Origin of the sequence: Streptomyces sp. NPDC051133 (assembly GCF_040682635.1) — a bacterium.
Taxonomy (GTDB): Bacteria; Actinomycetota; Actinomycetes; order Streptomycetales; family Streptomycetaceae; genus Streptomyces.
In genome coordinates this window covers 110,776-126,231 of record NZ_JBFBBK010000022.1, presented here as the reverse complement: position 1 = coordinate 126,231, position 15,456 = coordinate 110,776, and the positions used below count along the sequence as shown (strand labels likewise).

The window sequence follows — 15,456 nt, the reverse complement described above, 5'->3', positions numbered from 1 at the left end:
TGGTCGGGACTGCGCCAGAGGGTTCGGCCAAGTCATGGAAAGTTGTACGGCGGACGGTCAAGGACCGGTAAAGGCACGGGTGTGGCCTTTGTGGCCGATGGGGCCAGTTTGACGGCTGTGGCGGCGGTCAGTTCCGCCGCAGCAGGCGCGTCGCCCCCGCCGCCACCGTCGTCGCCAGTATCCAGCCCAGCAGGACCATCACCGCCTCCAGCCACTGCCAGCCGCCGCGCAGCTGCCACTCGCCCACCTGGCCCAGGTCGATCACCGGCAGCAGCACGTCCAGGGTGAACAGGGCCGGACTCCAGTACGGATGCCCGTCGTGGTTCTCCGGAGGGTGGGCGGCGTGCGCGAACGCGAGCGTGCCCGCCGCCCACAGCACCGCCATCCACACCGCCGCCCGTCCCGGACGGTAGCCGTAGGCCACGGTCCAGTCCTGCACGAACCCCCACACCTTGGCGGCCGGCGGCAGCGTCTCGCGGCGCCGGCGCTGCTTGGCCAGCAGCGTCTCGCGCGCGTCCTCGTCCTCCCCGGCCGAGCGCAGCACCGCCGCCAGCCGCTCGTACGGCTCCGGGGCGTACTCGGCGGTGGCCGCCGCCACCCAGTCCAAGCGCCGGGTGAGCGGGAAGGGGCCCTGCGGCACCAGGTTCTCGTAGGCGAACCCGGCCATGTGCAGCCGGCCCGCGTCCGGCCAACTGGTCGCCCGGTCCACCAGGTTGACGATCCGCGCGCCGGACAGCACCACCCGGCCGCGCTGCGGCTTGTCGCCGAGGAAGCGCAGCTCGGGCGTCTGCACCCGGCGCAGGGACAGCTCCTGGTCGTCGGTGAGGTCGAACCGGGCCCGCTCCAGGTCCACGGCGTCCCCGAACCGCCCGTCGTCCAGCCGCACCCCGCCCCGGGACGCGAAGCGCTGGATGCGCGTGCCGCGCGCGGGCGTCGTGCCGCTCAGCAGCGGGCTGCCGACGCCGGCCGGGGTCAGGTACAGGGTGCGTTCGACCGTCAGCTGCGGGGCGTTCAGCGCGTAACGGGAGTAGGGGTTGGCGAGCCGCGCGCCGCGCAGGCTGAGCGAGACCCCGATCTGCGCGCCGCGCAGGCTCAGCTCGCCGTGCGACTCCAGCATCTCCGCCTGCAGGTCCTGGCCCACGGTCATGCCGTCCGCCGCGATGGACCGCCCGCTGCGGTCGCGGTACACGATCGCCTGGTTGAGCAGCAGATCGGTGCCGATGTGCGCGTCGGTCAGCCGGACGCCGTTCTGGACGCGGCAGCGCGGCAGATGCAGGTCGCCCTCGGTGTGCACCCGGGCCGCCTCCAGGCGGGGGAGCGCGCAGTCCACCAGGCGCACCGTGGTGAACCGGGCCTCCGGCAGCCGGACCTCCTCGTCGAAGCGGCAGCCGCGCAGCTCGACGTACGGCGTCACCGTGCCCCCCGCGAGGTCCAGCGTCCCGGCGATCCGGACGCCGGTGAGCTTCAGCGAGGACACCCGGCCGGCGAGCGCGGGCGGCCCGTCCAGCAGCAGCCAGCACACGATGCGGGCCCGCACGGTCCGCTCCGGACCCCAGGGGTGCCCGCCGTGCGGATCGTCCACGGCCGCGTCCCCGCTGCTCAGGTCGTACACGCTGCCGTTGCGGAAGGCCTGCCACATGCCCGCCTCGGCCGCGGTCAGGTCGTCCGGCAGGTCCCCCGTGAGGATGCCGGTCCCCTCGGTCACCGCTGTTCCTTCTTCCTCCGCTGCTCAGGACATTTCGTACAGCCGTTCATGCCCGCTGAGTGACTGCTGGAACACTAGAGGTGAACGCGATCTTCCGGGTTCCGGCCACGTTCTGTATCAGCCATTGATACGCGCGGACGGCTCCCGTGGGAGGTCTGAGAGAATTGGGACTGTGATTTCCCGAATCGATCTGCGCGGCGACGCCCTTCCCGAGGGACTCGCCCTGCGCGACCTGCTGCCCCGAGCCGACTTCGACGTCTCGGCCGCCCTGGAGAAGGTGCGTCCGATCTGCGAGGCCGTGCATCATCGTGGCGACGCGGCACTGATCGACTTCGCGGAGAAATTCGACGGAGTACGGCTGGAATCCGTCCGTGTCCCGGCCCGGGCGCTCACCGACGCGCTGGAGGCCCTCGACCCGGCCGTGCGCGCCGCGCTGGAGGAGTCCATCCGCCGCGCCCGCCTGGTCCACCGCGAGCAGCGCCGCGGCACGCACACCACCCAGGTGGTGCCCGGCGGCTCGGTGACCGAGAAGTGGGTTCCGGTCGACCGCGTCGGGCTGTACGCGCCGGGCGGCAGGTCCGTCTACCCCTCGTCCGTGATCATGAACGCGGTGCCGGCCCAGGAGGCCGGGGTCGAGTCGATCGCGCTCGCCTCCCCGCCGCAGGCCGAGTTCGGCGGGCTCCCGCACCCGACGATCCTCGCCGCCTGCGCGCTGCTCGGCGTCGACGAGGTCTACGCGGCCGGCGGCGCCACCGCCGTCGCGATGTTCGCCTACGGCACCGAGTCCTGCCCGCCCGCCAACATGGTCACCGGCCCCGGCAACATCTGGGTCGCCGCCGCCAAGCGCTTCTTCACCGGCAGGATCGGCATCGACGCCGAGGCCGGCCCGACCGAGATCGCGATCCTCGCGGACTCCACCGCCGACCCGGTGCACGTGGCCTCGGACCTGATCAGCCAGGCCGAGCACGACCCGCTCGCGGCGGCCGTCCTCGTCACCGACTCGGTCGAGCTCGCGGAAGCGGTGGAGAAGGAGCTGGAGCCGCAGGTCACGGCCACCAAGCACATCGAGGACCGGATCGTGCCCGCGCTCAAGGGCCGGCAGTCCGCGATCGTGCTGGTCGACGGCGTCGAGGAGGGCCTGCGGGTCGTCGACGCGTACGGCGCCGAGCACCTGGAGATCCAGACCGCCGACGCGGCGGCCGTGGCGGACCGGGTGAGGAACGCGGGCGCCATCTTCATCGGCCCCTGGGCCCCCGTCTCGCTCGGCGACTACGCGGCCGGGTCCAACCACGTCCTGCCCACCGGCGGCTGCGCCTGCCACTCCTCGGGCCTGTCCGTGCAGTCCTTCCTGCGCGGGATCCACATCGTCGACTACACGAAGGACGCGCTGGCCGAGGTCGCGCACCACGTGGTGACGCTGGCGGAGGCGGAGGACCTGCCGGCGCACGGCGCGGCGATCAAGGCACGTTTCGGGTGGAAGGTTCCGACGAGCAAGTGACCGGCATCGACGATCTCCCCGTACGGGACGAGCTGCGCGGCAAGTCCCCCTACGGCGCGCCCCAGCTGGACGTGCCCGTACGGCTGAACACGAACGAGAACCCCTACCCGCTGCCCGAGCCGCTGGTCGAGCGGATCACGGAGCGCGTGCGGGAGGCCGCCCGCGACCTGAACCGCTACCCCGACCGGGACGCGGTCCAGCTGCGCACCGAGCTGGCCGCGTACCTGACGAAGACCGGCAAGTACCCGCTCGGCATCGAGAACGTGTGGGCCGCCAACGGCTCCAACGAGGTCATCCAGCAGCTGCTGCAGACCTTCGGCGGACCGGGCCGTACCGCGATCGGCTTCGAGCCGTCGTACTCGATGCACGCGCTCATCGCGCGCGGCACGGGCACGGGGTGGATCTCCGGTCCGCGCGGCGAGGACTTCACCATCGACCTCGCGGCGGCCGAGCGGGCCATCGCCGAGCACCGGCCGGACGTCGTCTTCATCACCACCCCCAACAACCCCACCGGCAACGCGGTCCCGCCGGAGACGGTCCTCGCCCTGTACGAGGCCGCGCAGGCGGCGAAGCCGTCCATGGTGGTCGTGGACGAGGCCTACGTCGAGTTCAGCCACGGCGACTCGCTGCTGCCGCTGCTGGCGGGCCGCCCGCACCTGGTGATCTCCCGCACGATGTCGAAGGCGTTCGGCGCGGCGGGCCTGCGCCTCGGCTACCTCGCCGCCGACCCGGCGGTCGTGGACGCCGTCCAGCTCGTCCGGCTGCCGTACCACCTGTCGGCGATCACCCAGGCGACCGCGCTGGCCGCCCTGGAGCACACCGACACGCTGCTCGGGTACGTCGAGCAGCTGAAGGCCGAACGGGACCGGCTGGTCGCCGAACTGCGCGCGACCGGCTACGACGTCACCGAGTCCGACGCGAACTTCGTGCAGTTCGGCCGGTTCGCGGACGCCCACACCGCCTGGCAGAAGATCCTCGACCGGGGCGTCCTGGTCCGGGACAACGGCGTTCCGGGGTGGCTGCGGGTGTCCGCCGGCACCCCGGAGGAGAACGACGCGTTCCTCGACGCGGTCCGTGAAGTGAAGAAGGAGCTTGAGGCATGAGCCGCGTAGGACGCACAGAGCGCACCACGAAGGAGACCTCGGTACTGGTCGAGATCGATCTCGACGGCACCGGGCGGACCGACATCGCCACCGGTGTCGGCTTCTACGACCACATGCTCGACCAGCTCGGCCGGCACGGTCTGTTCGACCTGACCGTGAAGACCGACGGCGACCTGCACATCGACTCCCACCACACCATCGAGGACACCGCCCTCGCGCTCGGCGCCGCCTTCAAGCAGGCGCTCGGCGACAAGGTGGGCATCTACCGCTTCGGCAACTGCACGGTCCCGCTGGACGAGTCCCTCGCCCAGGTCACCGTCGACCTCTCCGGCCGCCCCTACCTCGTGCACACCGAGCCCGAGAACATGGCGCCGATGATCGGCGAGTACGACACGACGATGACCCGGCACATCCTGGAGTCCTTCGTCGCCCAGGCGCAGATCGCGCTGCACGTGCACGTGCCGTACGGGCGCAACGCGCACCACATCGTGGAGTGCCAGTTCAAGGCGCTGGCCCGGGCGCTCCGTTACGCCTCCGAGCGCGACCCGCGCGCGGCCGGCATTCTTCCCTCCACGAAGGGCGCCCTGTGACCAGCCTCTCCACCCTGCTGATCGTCGTCGGTCTGTTCCTGGTCGGCGGCATCGTCTCCTTCGTGAAGCAGAAGATGCCCGCGAGCCTCATCGTGCTGCTCTCGATCGGCGCGGGCCTGTGCCTCGTCGCGGGCGTCATGCGGCTGGAGGTGTGGAATTGAGCCCTGCCGCGAAGAAGGTCGTCGTCTTCGACTACGGCTTCGGCAACGTCCGCTCCGCCGAGCGTGCCCTCGCGCGCGTGGGTGCCGATGTCGAGATCACGCGCGACTTCGACAAGGCGATGAACGCCGACGGCCTGCTCGTGCCGGGCGTCGGCGCCTTCGCCGCCTGCATGCGGGGCCTGCGCGACGCCCGTGGTGACTGGGTCGTCGACCGCCGGCTGTCCGGCGGACGCCCGGTGATGGGCATCTGCGTCGGCATGCAGATCCTGTTCGCGCGCGGCATCGAGCACGGCGTGGAGGCCGAGGGCCTCGACGAGTGGCCCGGCACGGTGGCGCCGCTCCAGGCCGACGTCGTGCCGCACATGGGCTGGAACACCGTCGAGGCCCCCGCCGACTCGGAGCTGTTCGCCGGCCTCGACGCCGACGCCCGCTTCTACTTCGTGCACTCCTACGCCGTCCACGACTGGACCCTGGAGAGCCACAACCCGTTGATCGCCGCCCCCAGGGTGACCTGGTCGACGCACGGCGAGCCCTTCGTGGCCGCCGTGGAGAACGGCGCCCTGTGGGCCACCCAGTTCCACCCCGAGAAGTCCGGCGACGCCGGCGCCCAGCTCCTCACCAACTGGATCGGAAGCCTGTAGACCATGGCCAAGCTCGAACTCCTCCCCGCCGTCGACGTCCGCGACGGCCAGGCCGTACGCCTCGTGCACGGCGAGTCCGGGACCGAGACGTCCTACGGCTCCCCGCTGGAGGCGGCCCTCGCCTGGCAGCGTTCCGGTGCCGAGTGGCTGCACCTGGTCGACCTGGACGCCGCCTTCGGCACGGGCGACAACCGGGAGCTGATCGCCGAGGTCGCCCAGGCGATGGACATCAAGGTGGAGCTGTCCGGCGGCATCCGCGACGACGACACCCTCGCCGCGGCCCTCGCCACCGGCTGCACCCGGGTCAACCTCGGCACCGCCGCGCTGGAGACCCCCGAGTGGGTCGCCAAGGTCATCGCCGAGCACGGCGACAAGATCGCCGTCGGTCTGGACGTGCGCGGCACCACCCTGCGCGGGCGCGGCTGGACCCGCGACGGCGGCGACCTCTACGAGACGCTGGCGCGCCTCGACAAGGAGGGCTGCGCCCGCTACGTCGTCACCGACATCGCCAAGGACGGCACCCTGCAGGGTCCGAACCTGGAGCTGCTGCGGAACGTGTGCGCGGCCACCGACCGCCCGGTCGTGGCCTCCGGCGGCGTGTCGTCCCTGGACGACCTCCGTGCCATCGCCGAGCTGGTACCCCTCGGTGTCGAGGGCTCCATCGTCGGGAAGGCCCTGTACGCGAAGGCGTTCACCCTGGAAGAGGCCTTGGAGGCTACATCTTGAACACGGACACAGTGTCATGACGTCCGATGCCGTGCGGCGCGTGCAGAGCGAAAGTCCCTGGGAGGAGAGTTTCGGTTTCGCGCGCGCCGTCGCGGCGGGCGACCGTGTGCTGGTGGCGGGGACGACGGCCTTCCGTGGCGATGTGCTCTACGGCGAGGGCGACCCGTACGAGCAGGCCAAGGTGGCCTTCACCGGCGCCGTCGAGGCGATCGGCGAGTTCGGGCTCGGCATCGGGGCCGTGATCCGTACCCGGATGTATCTGACCCATGTGCGGGACGTGGACGCGGTGGGCCGGGCCCACAAGGAGATCTTCGACTCTGTGCGCCCGGTCTCGACCCTGCTGGTCGTGGAGGGGTTCGTCGATCCGCGCATCCTGGTCGAAGTAGAACTTGAAGCATTCAGAGGAGCCTGAGCAGTCATGACCCTGGCGGTCCGAGTCATCCCCTGCCTGGACGTGGACAACGGCCGGGTCGTCAAGGGCGTCAACTTCCAGAACCTGCGCGACGCGGGCGACCCCGTCGAGATGGCGAAGGTGTACGACGCCGAGGGCGCCGACGAGCTGACGTTCCTGGACATCACCGCGTCCTCGGGCAACCGGGAGACGACGTACGACGTGGTGCGCCGCACCGCCGAGCAGGTGTTCATCCCGCTGACGGTCGGCGGCGGCGTCCGTACGGCCGAGGACGTGGACAAGCTGCTGCGGGCGGGCGCCGACAAGGTGGGGGTGAACACCGCGGCGATCGCCCGCCCCGAGCTGATCCGCGAGATCGCCGAGCGCTTCGGGCGCCAGGTGCTGGTCCTGTCGGTGGACGCCCGCCGCACCGGGTCGGGCTCCTTCGAGGTGACCACGCACGGCGGCCGGCGCGGCACCGGCATCGACGCCGTGGAGTGGGCGCACCGGGCGGCCGAGCTGGGCGCGGGCGAGATCCTGCTGAACTCCATGGACGCGGACGGCACCAAGGACGGCTACGACCTGGAGATGATCGCCGCCGTCCGCAAGCACGTGACGGTCCCCGTGATCGCCTCGGGCGGCGCGGGCAAGCTGCCCGACTTCCCCCCGGCGATCGCCGCCGGCGCGGACGCGGTCCTGGCCGCCTCGGTCTTCCACTTCGGCGACCTGCGCATCGGCGAGGTCAAGCAGACCCTGCGCGAGGCGGGCCACCCGGTGCGCTGACGCACCTCCCGGAGAGTCGAAGAGATGCGAAAGAGAAGTTGCGCAAAATCTATTGTGCAATTTTTCTTTCGTATCTAGGTTCGGGGCATGGCTCGCAACGAGGAACGCCGGATCACGGACGTGGGCACCCTGAAGGCGCTCGCGCATCCCCTGCGCATGCAGCTGTACCGGCTGCTGTTCGTCGCCGAGGCGGCCACCGCCTCCCAGCTCGCCGAACAGGTCGACGAGGCCGTCTCCCTGGTCAGCTACCACCTGCGCAAGCTCGCCGAGCACGGCTTGGTCGAGGCGGCCGAGCCGCGCAGCGGGGACGCGCGTGAGCGCTGGTGGCAGCCGGCCTCCGACGGCGTCTCCATCCGCGACGAGGACTTCCAGGACGCCCCCGAGAAGGTCGCGGCCCACCTGGCGGCCTCGCGGCTGTTCCTGGAGCAGCGCGCCGGGATGTACCTGAGGTACCTCGACGAGCGCGCCCACTGGGGCACCGACTGGCACGAGGCCGCCCACGACTCCGAGTCGCTGCTCAGGCTGACCGCCGGGGAACTGGCCCAGCTCAAGAAGGACGTGCACGACGTGCTCAAGCGCTACGACGAGCTGGGGCGCGGCCGTGAGGCCGTCGGCGACACCGAGGGGCGCGAACACGTCGCGCTGCACGTGTACGGCTTCCCGTTCCGCGTCTGAGTTCCGCGTCTGAGAGGACGTCCCCGTGACCGCCACCGCGCTGACACCCCCTGCGACCGCGGCGCAGGCCCACCGCGACCCCCACGTCCGGCGCTGGCTCGCCGCCTACACCTCCTCGATGCTGGGCGACAACATCTTCTACCTCGCCCTGTCCTGGGCCGCGGTCCAGGAGGGAACCCCCGCCCAGGCCGGTCTCGTGATGTCCGCCGGCGCGCTGCCCCGGGCCGTGCTGATGCTCGGCGGAGGAGTCGTCGCGGACCGCATCGGGCCACGCCGGGTCGTCATCGGCAGCGACGCCGTGCGCTGCGCGGCCGTCCTCGCCGTGGCCGCCCTGCTGTTCCTCACCCGGCCCGGGCTGTGGCCGCTCGCCCTGCTGGCAATGGTCTTCGGCACCGTCGACGCCGTCTTCATGCCCGCCGTGGGCGCCCTCCCGGCCCGCCTCACCGAGGGGGGCCAGCTCGCCCGGGTCCAGGGCATGCGGGGCCTCGCCATCCGCTTCGCGAGCGTGGCCGGCGCCCCGCTCGGCGGGCTGGGCGTGGCCGTGGGGGGAGCGGCCGCCGCCTTCGCGCTCGCCGGAGTGCTCATCGCCGCCTCGGTCCCGCTGCTGCTCCGCGTGCGCGTACGGGACCTGCCCCAGGACGGCACGCCCGGGCCCGCCGGGACCGCCTGGAGCGACCTGCGCGCCGGACTGCGCCACATCCGCCGGCACCGTGTCCTCGCCCCGCTGATGCTGGCCATCGCCCTTGGCGACCTCGGCTTCGTCGGCCCGCTGAACGTCGGTCTGACCCTGCTCGCCGACCACCGGGGCTGGGGCGCCTCCGGCATGGGAGGGGTGCTCGCCGGGTTCGGGACCGGCGCCGCGGCCGCCTCACTGGTGCTGACCGTCCGCGGGCGGCTGCCGCGCGCCGGACTGGCCACCGGGTGCGCGTGCGCCGCGGGCTCCGTCGCCGTCGGCGCCCTCGCCTTCGTGCCCACCCTGGCCGCGGCCGTCACGACGGCCCTCCTCGTCGGCCTGCTCACCGGGCTCAGCGGCGCCCTGTGCGGGGCTCTGCTGCAGACCCACTCCGACCCCGCCTGCCTCGGCCGCGTCACCGCCGTCGCCGGCCTGATCAGCCTCGGCCTCACCCCGCTGAGCATGCCGTTGGCCGCCGCCGCCATCGGCGCTTGGGGGCTCGGGCCGGTCTACGCAGTCAGCGCCGCCGTCTGCGGCCTCGGCGGGGTCGTCGCCCTCGCCGTACCGGCCCTGCGCCGCGCGGAACTCCCCGGCTGACCGCGCCTCACCCCTTCGGCTGAACCAGCTGCACCAGGTTGCCCACCGTGTCGTCGAACACCGCCGCCAGCACCGGGCCCTGCTCCCGCGGTTCGTGCGTGAACCGGACGCCGAGCCCGGTCAGGCGCGCGTACTCCGCAGGGAGGTCGTCCACCGAGAAGACGATGCACGGGATGCCCGCCTCGTACAGCGCCCGGCGGTACGGCTCCGCGATGGGGCCCTGGCCGGGCTCCAGCAGCAGCTGGAGGTCCGGCTGGGCGCCGTCGGGTGCACCGACCGTGACGAACAGCGTGTCGTCGCCCAGGTCCATGTGCAGGCGCGTCTCGAAGCCGAGGACGTCCGTGTAGAAGGCGTGGGCGCGCGCCACGTCGTCCACGTACACCCCGGTCATGGCGACCTTGATCACGAGCGCCCCTCTCAGATGCCCAGTTGCCGGGACTCGTGCAGCGTGGCGATCGCGTCCGCCTCGCCGTCCACCTCCACCTTCGCCGCGTCCTGCCGCCCGAAGGCGAACATCAGCAGCTCGGACGGCTCACCCGTCACCGTCACCACCGGAGCGCCCCGGTGCGCCACCGCCGTCTGGCCGTCCGGGCGGCGCAGCACCAGCCCCGTCGGCACACCCCGGCCCACCAGCCGCGCGGCGCGCTCCAGCCGGGACCACAGCGCGTCCTGGAAGACCGGGTCCAGCTCCCGCGAGGTCCAGTCCGGCTGGGCGCGGCGGACGTCCTCCGTGTGGATGTAGAACTCGACGATGTTGGCGGCCTCGTCGACCTGCTTGAGCTGGAAGGGCGAGAAGCGCGGGGGACCGGTACGGATCAGCTGGATCAGCTCCTCGTACGGCTTCGCGGTGTACTCGGCCATCACCTTCTCCAGGCGCGACGCGAGGGGCTTGAGCAGCGCGCCCCCGGCGGCGTCCGGCCGGCGCTCGCGCACCACCACGTGCGCGGCCAGGTCCCGGGTGCGCCAGCCCTCGCAGAGGGTCTCGGCGTCCGGACCGACGGTTTCCAAGAGGTCGGCGAGCAGGAGCCGTTCACGCTTGGCGAAGGTCGACATGGGGTCAGCCTACGGCCAGCCGCCGAGTCCGCGCAGTGGACACGGCCCCGGCGCCCCCGGTCCCGCGCGGCACAATGGCACCCATGACCAGTACGCCCGGTATCCCCCGGCCCAGCAGCCTCGACCCGGAGATCGCCGCGCGCCTCAGGCGCAGCGCCGACGGTCTCGTGCCCGCCGTCGCCCAGCAGTACGACACCGGCGAGGTGCTCATGCTCGGCTGGATGGACGACGAGGCGCTGCACCGCACGCTGACCACCGGCCGCTGCACCTACTGGTCGCGCAGCCGCCAGGAGTACTGGGTCAAGGGCGACACCTCCGGCCACTTCCAGTGGGTGAAGTCGGTCGCCCTCGACTGCGACGCCGACACCGTCCTGGTCAAGGTCGACCAGGTGGGCGCCGCCTGCCACACCGGCGCGCGCACCTGCTTCGACGAGGACGTGCTCCTCAAGGACGCCGATTCCGCCGTCCCGACCACTGATCAGTAAGGTCAGCCGCCATGGACCTCGAGACCTTCCGCAAGCTGGCCACCGACCGGCGCGTCATCCCGGTCACGCGCAAGCTCCTCGCCGACGGCGACACCCCGGTCGCGCTCTACCGCAAGCTCGCCGCCGAGCGCCCCGGCACCTTCCTGCTGGAGTCCGCGGAGAACGGCCGCTCCTGGTCCCGTTACTCCTTCGTGGGCGTCCGCAGCGCCGCCACGCTCACCGCGCGGGACGGGCAGGCCCACTGGCTCGGCACCCCGCCGGTCGGCGTCCCGGTCGACGGCGACCCGCTGAAGGCCCTGCGCGCCACCATCCAGGCCCTGCACACCCCCCACCAGGAGGGCATGCCGCCCTTCACCGGCGGCATGGTCGGCTACCTCGGCTACGACGTCGTCCGCCGCCTGGAGAAGATCGGCCCCGGCGAGCGCGACGACCTGCGGCTGCCCGAGCTGACCATGCTCCTGACCAGCGATCTCGCCGTGATGGACCACTGGGAGGGCTCGGTCCTGCTGATCGCCAACGCGATCAACCACAACGACCTCGACACCGGCGTGGACGAGGCCTACGCGGACGCCGTGGCCCGTCTCGACGCCATGGAGGCCGACCTCTCGCGCGCGGTGGCCCAGCCCCCGGCCGTGCTGCCGCCCTCCGAGCTGCCCGAGTACACCGCGCTGTGGGGCGGCCCGGACTTCCGGACGGCCGTCGAGGACATCAAGGAGCGCATCCGCGCGGGCGAGGCCTTCCAGGTCGTACCGTCCCAGCGCTTCGAGACGCCGTGCACGGCGAGCGCGCTCGACGTCTACCGGGTCCTCAGGGCGACCAACCCGTCCCCGTACATGTACCTGTTCCGCTTCGACGGCTTCGACGTCGTCGGGTCCTCCCCGGAAGCCCTGGTGAAGGTCGAGGACGGGCGGGCCATGGTGCACCCCATCGCCGGTACCCGGCACCGCGGCGCCACCCCGCAGGAGGACCAGGCCCTCGCCGACGAACTGCTCGCCGACCCCAAGGAGCGCGCCGAGCACCTGATGCTGGTCGACCTCGGGCGCAACGACCTCGGACGGGTCTGCGAGCCCGGCTCGGTCGAGGTGGTCGACTTCATGTCCGTCGAGCGCTACTCGCACGTGATGCACATCGTCTCCACGGTCACCGGCAAGGTGGCCGAGGGCCGCACGGCCTTCGACGTGCTCACCGCCTGTTTCCCGGCGGGCACCCTCTCCGGCGCCCCCAAGCCGCGCGCGATGCAGATCATCGACGGACTGGAGCCGTCCCGCCGGGGGCTGTATGGCGGCTGCGTCGGCTACCTGGACTTCGCGGGCGACTCCGACACCGCCATCGCCATCCGCACGGCCCTGCTGCGGGACGGCACGGCCTACGTCCAGGCGGGCGCCGGCATCGTCGCCGACTCCGACCCGGTCGCGGAGGACCAGGAGTGCCGCAACAAGGCGGCGGCGGTCCTGCGGGCCGTGCACACGGCCAACCGACTGGGCAGGTAGGGCCCTTCCCGGCAAGTGGGGTGCTTCTCATATGAGCCCCGGGTGACGGTTCGCCCGGGGTTCAGGCGATAGTGGAGTACGTGACTGCTGTTCCTCACTCCCGTTCCGAAGCCGCCGCACCCGCCCGGTCCGGCCGGCGGAGCCTCGCCGTGGCCCTCCTGTGCGGTGCGCTCGGCGCGGCCGTGGCGCTGCTCGCGACCCGGCAGCGCTGGGCGGAGGGCACCGCGACGGTGGCCGGCGGCGCCTTCCCGCTGACCGCCAAGGGCAGCGACGTCACGGGCGTCCCCGCGGCCCTCGCCATAGTGGGCCTCGCCGCGCTCGTCGCCGTCTTCGCCGTCCGCAGGGCCGGTCGCCTCGTCGTCGCCGGTCTGCTCGCGCTCTCCGGCGCCGGCATCGTCGCCGCCGCCCTCGTGGCCGCCTCCGACAACTCCGCGCTGGACGACAAGGCCGCCCAGGCCAGTGGCGACACGTCCGCCACGGTCGCCGCGCTCAGCCATACCGGCTGGCCCTACGTCGCGGCCGCCGGCGGCGCCCTCATCCTGCTCGCCGGTCTGCTCGCCCTGCGCTACGGCAGCCTGTGGCCCGCCATGTCCGGCCGCTACGAGCGCGGCACCGACCGTCCGCGGCGCAAGGCCCGGCCGGTCGACCCGGAGCGGCCCGAGGAGATCTGGAAGGCGCTGGACAGGGGCGAGGACCCGACGGGGGCCTGACGGCTATTCCTCCGGCCGGTGTGGCGAACGAGACGCCACCCCCGCGTCCGGCACGAGGGTCCGTACGGGACAATGGACGGTGAGCGTCCGGCTCGGACAGTGACGGGCTGGCTCGGAGACCGTACGACTCGTACGCCGCTCTCCTGGGACACGTACACAGCAACGAGGAGCACAGACATGGCGGGCAGCAGCCACGGCCACGGTCACACCCCGGCCGCCTGGACCGGTGTCATCATTTCCTTCATCGGTTTCTGCGTCTCGGGCGCCTTCATGGTGATGGCCGAGCCCGTCGGTTTCTGGGCCGGCATGGTCCTCATCCTCGGCGGCGCCGTGGTCGGCGGCATCATGCGCGCCATGGGCCTCGGTGCGCCGAAGCAGACCCACGCCTTCCCGAACTCCGCCGCGGCCGCGACCCGCGAGCCGGCGGGCGTCGAGGGCTGAGCCGACGGTTTCACGGGCGAGGGGCGGCCGGGCATCCCGAGAGGGTGACGGCCGCCCCTCGCCGTGCGTCGCGGTACCCACGGGCGCGCGGTCCGGCGGGTTCTCGGGAGACAATGCTCGGGTGAACGCCGACAGCCGCCCGGCCCCGCCGACGGCCCCCCGGACCGCCCCGTACCCGGTCGCGCCCGCCCCCGTCGCCGTGCCGCTGTGGCGACGGCTCGCCGTCCCCGCCGGGGTGCTGGCCGCGGTCGCCGGGGCCTTCGCGTACGTCGGTGCGGTGGACCCCGACGAGCCCGGGCACTACCCGGTCTGCCCCCTGTACCGGATCACCGGCCTGTACTGCCCGGGCTGCGGCGGACTGCGCAGCGCGCACGCCTTCGTCCACGGTGATCTCGTCACCGCCCTGCACGACAACGCACCGGCCGTGGCCGCCTACCTGGGCTTCGCAGTCCTGTGGACGCTCTGGACGGTCCGCGCCGTACGGGGCCGGCCGCTGCGGCTCGACCTCGGACCGGCGCAGCTGTACGGGATCGGCGCGCTGCTGCTGGTCTTCACCGTTGTCCGGAACCTGCCGTTCGGAGGCTGGCTGCATCCTTGATCACGGGGTGAACGTCCAGGTGGTGGGACCGCCGTCCACCGGATGCGAGACCTGCGCGTTCCTCCGGATACCATCGCAATGACCACGGGTTTTCAAAACCTGAAGGAACCACCGGCAGGAAGGGGGCCGCTCGCGTGAGTGTGCTCGACGAGATCATCGACGGAGTCCGTGCCGACCTCGCGGAGCGGCAGGCACGCGTCAGCCTCGACGAGCTCAAGGAGCGTGCGGCCAACGCCCGGCCCGCCAAGGACGGGGTGGCCGCGCTCAAGGGCGACGGCGTCAAGGTGATCTGCGAGGTCAAGCGCTCCAGCCCCTCCAAGGGCGCGCTGGCCGCGATCGCCGACCCGGCCGGGCTCGCGGCGGACTACGAGGCGGGCGGCGCGGCCGTCATCTCCGTCCTCACCGAACAGCGCCGCTTCGGCGGCTCGCTGGCCGACCTGGAGGCCGTCCGCGCGCGCGTGGACATCCCGGTCCTGCGCAAGGACTTCATCGTCACGTCGTACCAGCTGTGGGAGGCCCGGGCGTACGGCGCCGACCTCGCGCTGCTGATCGTGGCCGCCCTGGAGCAGCCGGCCCTGGAGTCCCTGATCGAGCGCGCGGTCTCCATCGGCCTCACCCCCCTCGTCGAGGTGCACGACGAGGACGAGGTGGAGCGGGCCGTGGACGCGGGCGCCAAGATCATCGGCGTCAACGCGCGCAACCTGAAGACCCTGGAGGTCGACCGCGGCACGTTCGAGCGGATCGCCCCGGAGATCCCCGGCCACCTCGTGAAGGTCGCCGAGTCCGGTGTCCGCGGCCCGCACGACCTGATCGCCTACGCCAACGCCGGTGCCGACGCGGTGCTGGTCGGCGAGTCCCTCGTCACCGGGCGGGACCCGAAGGCCGCCGTCTCCGACCTGGTCGCCGCGGGCGAACACCCCGCTCTGCGGCACGGGCGCGGCTGATCCCCCGCTAAGCTGACGCGCGATGACGCTTCCGATCACCCCGGCGACGCGGGACCCCTATGCCCGCCTCGCCCGTGGCTGCCGACCCCGAGGCTGCCGTGCGCCCGCGCGACGGGTGCACGGGCGGCGGGTCCGCTATGTGATCGGTGACGAGCCCGGTCAGGTGAACGGCATGCGATGGCAGCGCCCCGC

General features: G+C 72.5%; 19 protein-coding genes. 16 read left to right on the top strand and 3 right to left on the bottom strand.

Translation table 11 applies throughout. The annotated features are described in order from the left end of the window. Positions 1-127: 127 nt before the first annotated feature. Complete coding sequence (locus tag AB0N17_RS23315) at positions 128-1,705, bottom strand: oxidoreductase (protein WP_366013348.1); 1,578 nt, start codon at positions 1,703-1,705, stop codon at positions 128-130. Between the two features lie 172 nt (positions 1,706-1,877). Here AB0N17_RS23315 and hisD point away from each other — a divergent pair, with 172 nt between their 5' ends. The 10 genes from hisD (at position 1,878) to AB0N17_RS23265 (ending at position 9,543) form a co-directional block, all read left to right on the top strand. Beyond that, on the top strand, positions 1,878-3,203 hold the full coding sequence (gene hisD, locus AB0N17_RS23310) for a histidinol dehydrogenase (RefSeq protein ID WP_366013347.1): 1,326 nt from the start codon (positions 1,878-1,880) through the stop codon (positions 3,201-3,203). After that, complete coding sequence (locus AB0N17_RS23305) at positions 3,200-4,306, top strand: histidinol-phosphate transaminase (protein ID WP_366013346.1); 1,107 nt, start codon at positions 3,200-3,202, stop codon at positions 4,304-4,306. The genes hisD and AB0N17_RS23305 overlap by 4 nt, the downstream gene beginning before the upstream one ends. Further along, positions 4,303-4,896, top strand: coding sequence for an imidazoleglycerol-phosphate dehydratase HisB (hisB, locus tag AB0N17_RS23300; RefSeq protein ID WP_365579311.1), 594 nt, complete (start codon positions 4,303-4,305; stop codon positions 4,894-4,896). The genes AB0N17_RS23305 and hisB overlap by 4 nt, the downstream gene beginning before the upstream one ends. Further along, the gene (locus AB0N17_RS23295) at positions 4,893-5,057 is read left to right on the top strand and encodes a hypothetical protein (protein ID WP_366013345.1); all 165 of its coding nucleotides are present in this window, start codon (positions 4,893-4,895) and stop codon (positions 5,055-5,057) included. The genes hisB and AB0N17_RS23295 overlap by 4 nt, the downstream gene beginning before the upstream one ends. Next, positions 5,048-5,698 (top strand): imidazole glycerol phosphate synthase subunit HisH, encoded by a 651-nt coding sequence (hisH, locus tag AB0N17_RS23290; protein WP_366013344.1) that lies wholly within the window; start codon positions 5,048-5,050, stop codon positions 5,696-5,698. Before AB0N17_RS23295 ends, hisH begins: the two co-directional genes overlap by 10 nt. Before the next feature lie 3 nt (positions 5,699-5,701). Continuing rightward, on the top strand, positions 5,702-6,424 hold the full coding sequence (gene priA, locus AB0N17_RS23285; RefSeq protein ID WP_366013343.1) for a bifunctional 1-(5-phosphoribosyl)-5-((5-phosphoribosylamino)methylideneamino)imidazole-4-carboxamide isomerase/phosphoribosylanthranilate isomerase PriA: 723 nt from the start codon (positions 5,702-5,704) through the stop codon (positions 6,422-6,424). A gap of 16 nt (positions 6,425-6,440) precedes the next feature. Beyond that, complete coding sequence (locus tag AB0N17_RS23280) at positions 6,441-6,836, top strand: RidA family protein (RefSeq protein WP_366013342.1); 396 nt, start codon at positions 6,441-6,443, stop codon at positions 6,834-6,836. Between the two features lie 6 nt (positions 6,837-6,842). Further along, positions 6,843-7,598 carry an imidazole glycerol phosphate synthase subunit HisF gene (gene hisF, locus AB0N17_RS23275; RefSeq protein ID WP_366013341.1) on the top strand — a complete coding sequence of 252 codons (756 nt, stop codon included), beginning with the start codon at positions 6,843-6,845 and terminating at the stop codon, positions 7,596-7,598. A gap of 87 nt (positions 7,599-7,685) precedes the next feature. Next, positions 7,686-8,273 carry a helix-turn-helix domain-containing protein gene (locus AB0N17_RS23270; protein WP_366013340.1) on the top strand — a complete coding sequence of 196 codons (588 nt, stop codon included), beginning with the start codon at positions 7,686-7,688 and terminating at the stop codon, positions 8,271-8,273. A 25-nt stretch (positions 8,274-8,298) separates the two neighbouring features. Beyond that, entirely contained in the window at positions 8,299-9,543 is a 1,245-nt protein-coding gene (locus AB0N17_RS23265) for an MFS transporter (protein ID WP_366013339.1), read from the top strand. Between the two features lie 7 nt (positions 9,544-9,550). Here the strand turns inward: AB0N17_RS23265 and AB0N17_RS23260 are convergent, their stop codons facing one another. Together AB0N17_RS23260 and AB0N17_RS23255 are read right to left on the bottom strand one after the other, a co-directional pair. After that, entirely contained in the window at positions 9,551-9,949 is a 399-nt protein-coding gene (locus tag AB0N17_RS23260) for a VOC family protein (RefSeq protein WP_366013338.1), read from the bottom strand. 11 nt (positions 9,950-9,960) lie between these two features. Further along, entirely contained in the window at positions 9,961-10,596 is a 636-nt protein-coding gene (locus tag AB0N17_RS23255; protein WP_366013337.1) for a TIGR03085 family metal-binding protein, read from the bottom strand. An 83-nt stretch (positions 10,597-10,679) separates the two neighbouring features. On the opposite strand from AB0N17_RS23255, the gene hisI reads away from it, so the two are divergent. From hisI to trpC, 6 genes are all read left to right on the top strand, one after another. After that, on the top strand, positions 10,680-11,081 hold the full coding sequence (gene hisI / locus AB0N17_RS23250) for a phosphoribosyl-AMP cyclohydrolase (RefSeq protein ID WP_366013336.1): 402 nt from the start codon (positions 10,680-10,682) through the stop codon (positions 11,079-11,081). A gap of 11 nt (positions 11,082-11,092) precedes the next feature. Continuing rightward, positions 11,093-12,571, top strand: coding sequence for an anthranilate synthase component I (locus AB0N17_RS23245; protein WP_366013335.1), 1,479 nt, complete (start codon positions 11,093-11,095; stop codon positions 12,569-12,571). 71 nt (positions 12,572-12,642) lie between these two features. Next, the gene (locus tag AB0N17_RS23240; RefSeq protein WP_366013334.1) at positions 12,643-13,281 is read left to right on the top strand and encodes a TIGR02234 family membrane protein; all 639 of its coding nucleotides are present in this window, start codon (positions 12,643-12,645) and stop codon (positions 13,279-13,281) included. A gap of 177 nt (positions 13,282-13,458) precedes the next feature. Beyond that, on the top strand, positions 13,459-13,722 hold the full coding sequence (locus AB0N17_RS23235; protein WP_366013333.1) for an HGxxPAAW family protein: 264 nt from the start codon (positions 13,459-13,461) through the stop codon (positions 13,720-13,722). 199 nt (positions 13,723-13,921) lie between these two features. Next, a complete protein-coding gene (locus AB0N17_RS23230) occupies positions 13,922-14,320 on the top strand; it encodes a DUF2752 domain-containing protein (protein WP_366013379.1) in 399 nt (132 codons plus the stop codon). Between the two features lie 134 nt (positions 14,321-14,454). After that, positions 14,455-15,264 carry an indole-3-glycerol phosphate synthase TrpC gene (gene trpC / locus AB0N17_RS23225; protein WP_366013332.1) on the top strand — a complete coding sequence of 270 codons (810 nt, stop codon included), beginning with the start codon at positions 14,455-14,457 and terminating at the stop codon, positions 15,262-15,264. Positions 15,265-15,456 lie beyond the last annotated feature (192 nt).

Bases quoted from the DNA above. Each gene is read 5' to 3' on its own strand.
- hisB (WP_365579311.1), top strand. From the start codon at position 4,303: ATGAGCCGCGTAGGACGCACAGAGCGCACCACGAAGGAGACCTCGGTA.
- priA (WP_366013343.1), top strand. From the start codon at position 5,702: ATGGCCAAGCTCGAACTCCTCCCCGCCGTCGACGTCCGCGACGGCCAG.
- AB0N17_RS23280 (WP_366013342.1), top strand. From the start codon at position 6,441: ATGACGTCCGATGCCGTGCGGCGCGTGCAGAGCGAAAGTCCCTGGGAG.
- hisF (WP_366013341.1), top strand. From the start codon at position 6,843: ATGACCCTGGCGGTCCGAGTCATCCCCTGCCTGGACGTGGACAACGGC.
- AB0N17_RS23270 (WP_366013340.1), top strand. From the start codon at position 7,686: ATGGCTCGCAACGAGGAACGCCGGATCACGGACGTGGGCACCCTGAAG.
- AB0N17_RS23255 (WP_366013337.1), bottom strand. From the start codon at position 10,596: ATGTCGACCTTCGCCAAGCGTGAACGGCTCCTGCTCGCCGACCTCTTG.
- hisI (WP_366013336.1), top strand. From the start codon at position 10,680: ATGACCAGTACGCCCGGTATCCCCCGGCCCAGCAGCCTCGACCCGGAG.
- AB0N17_RS23245 (WP_366013335.1), top strand. From the start codon at position 11,093: ATGGACCTCGAGACCTTCCGCAAGCTGGCCACCGACCGGCGCGTCATC.
- AB0N17_RS23235 (WP_366013333.1), top strand. From the start codon at position 13,459: ATGGCGGGCAGCAGCCACGGCCACGGTCACACCCCGGCCGCCTGGACC.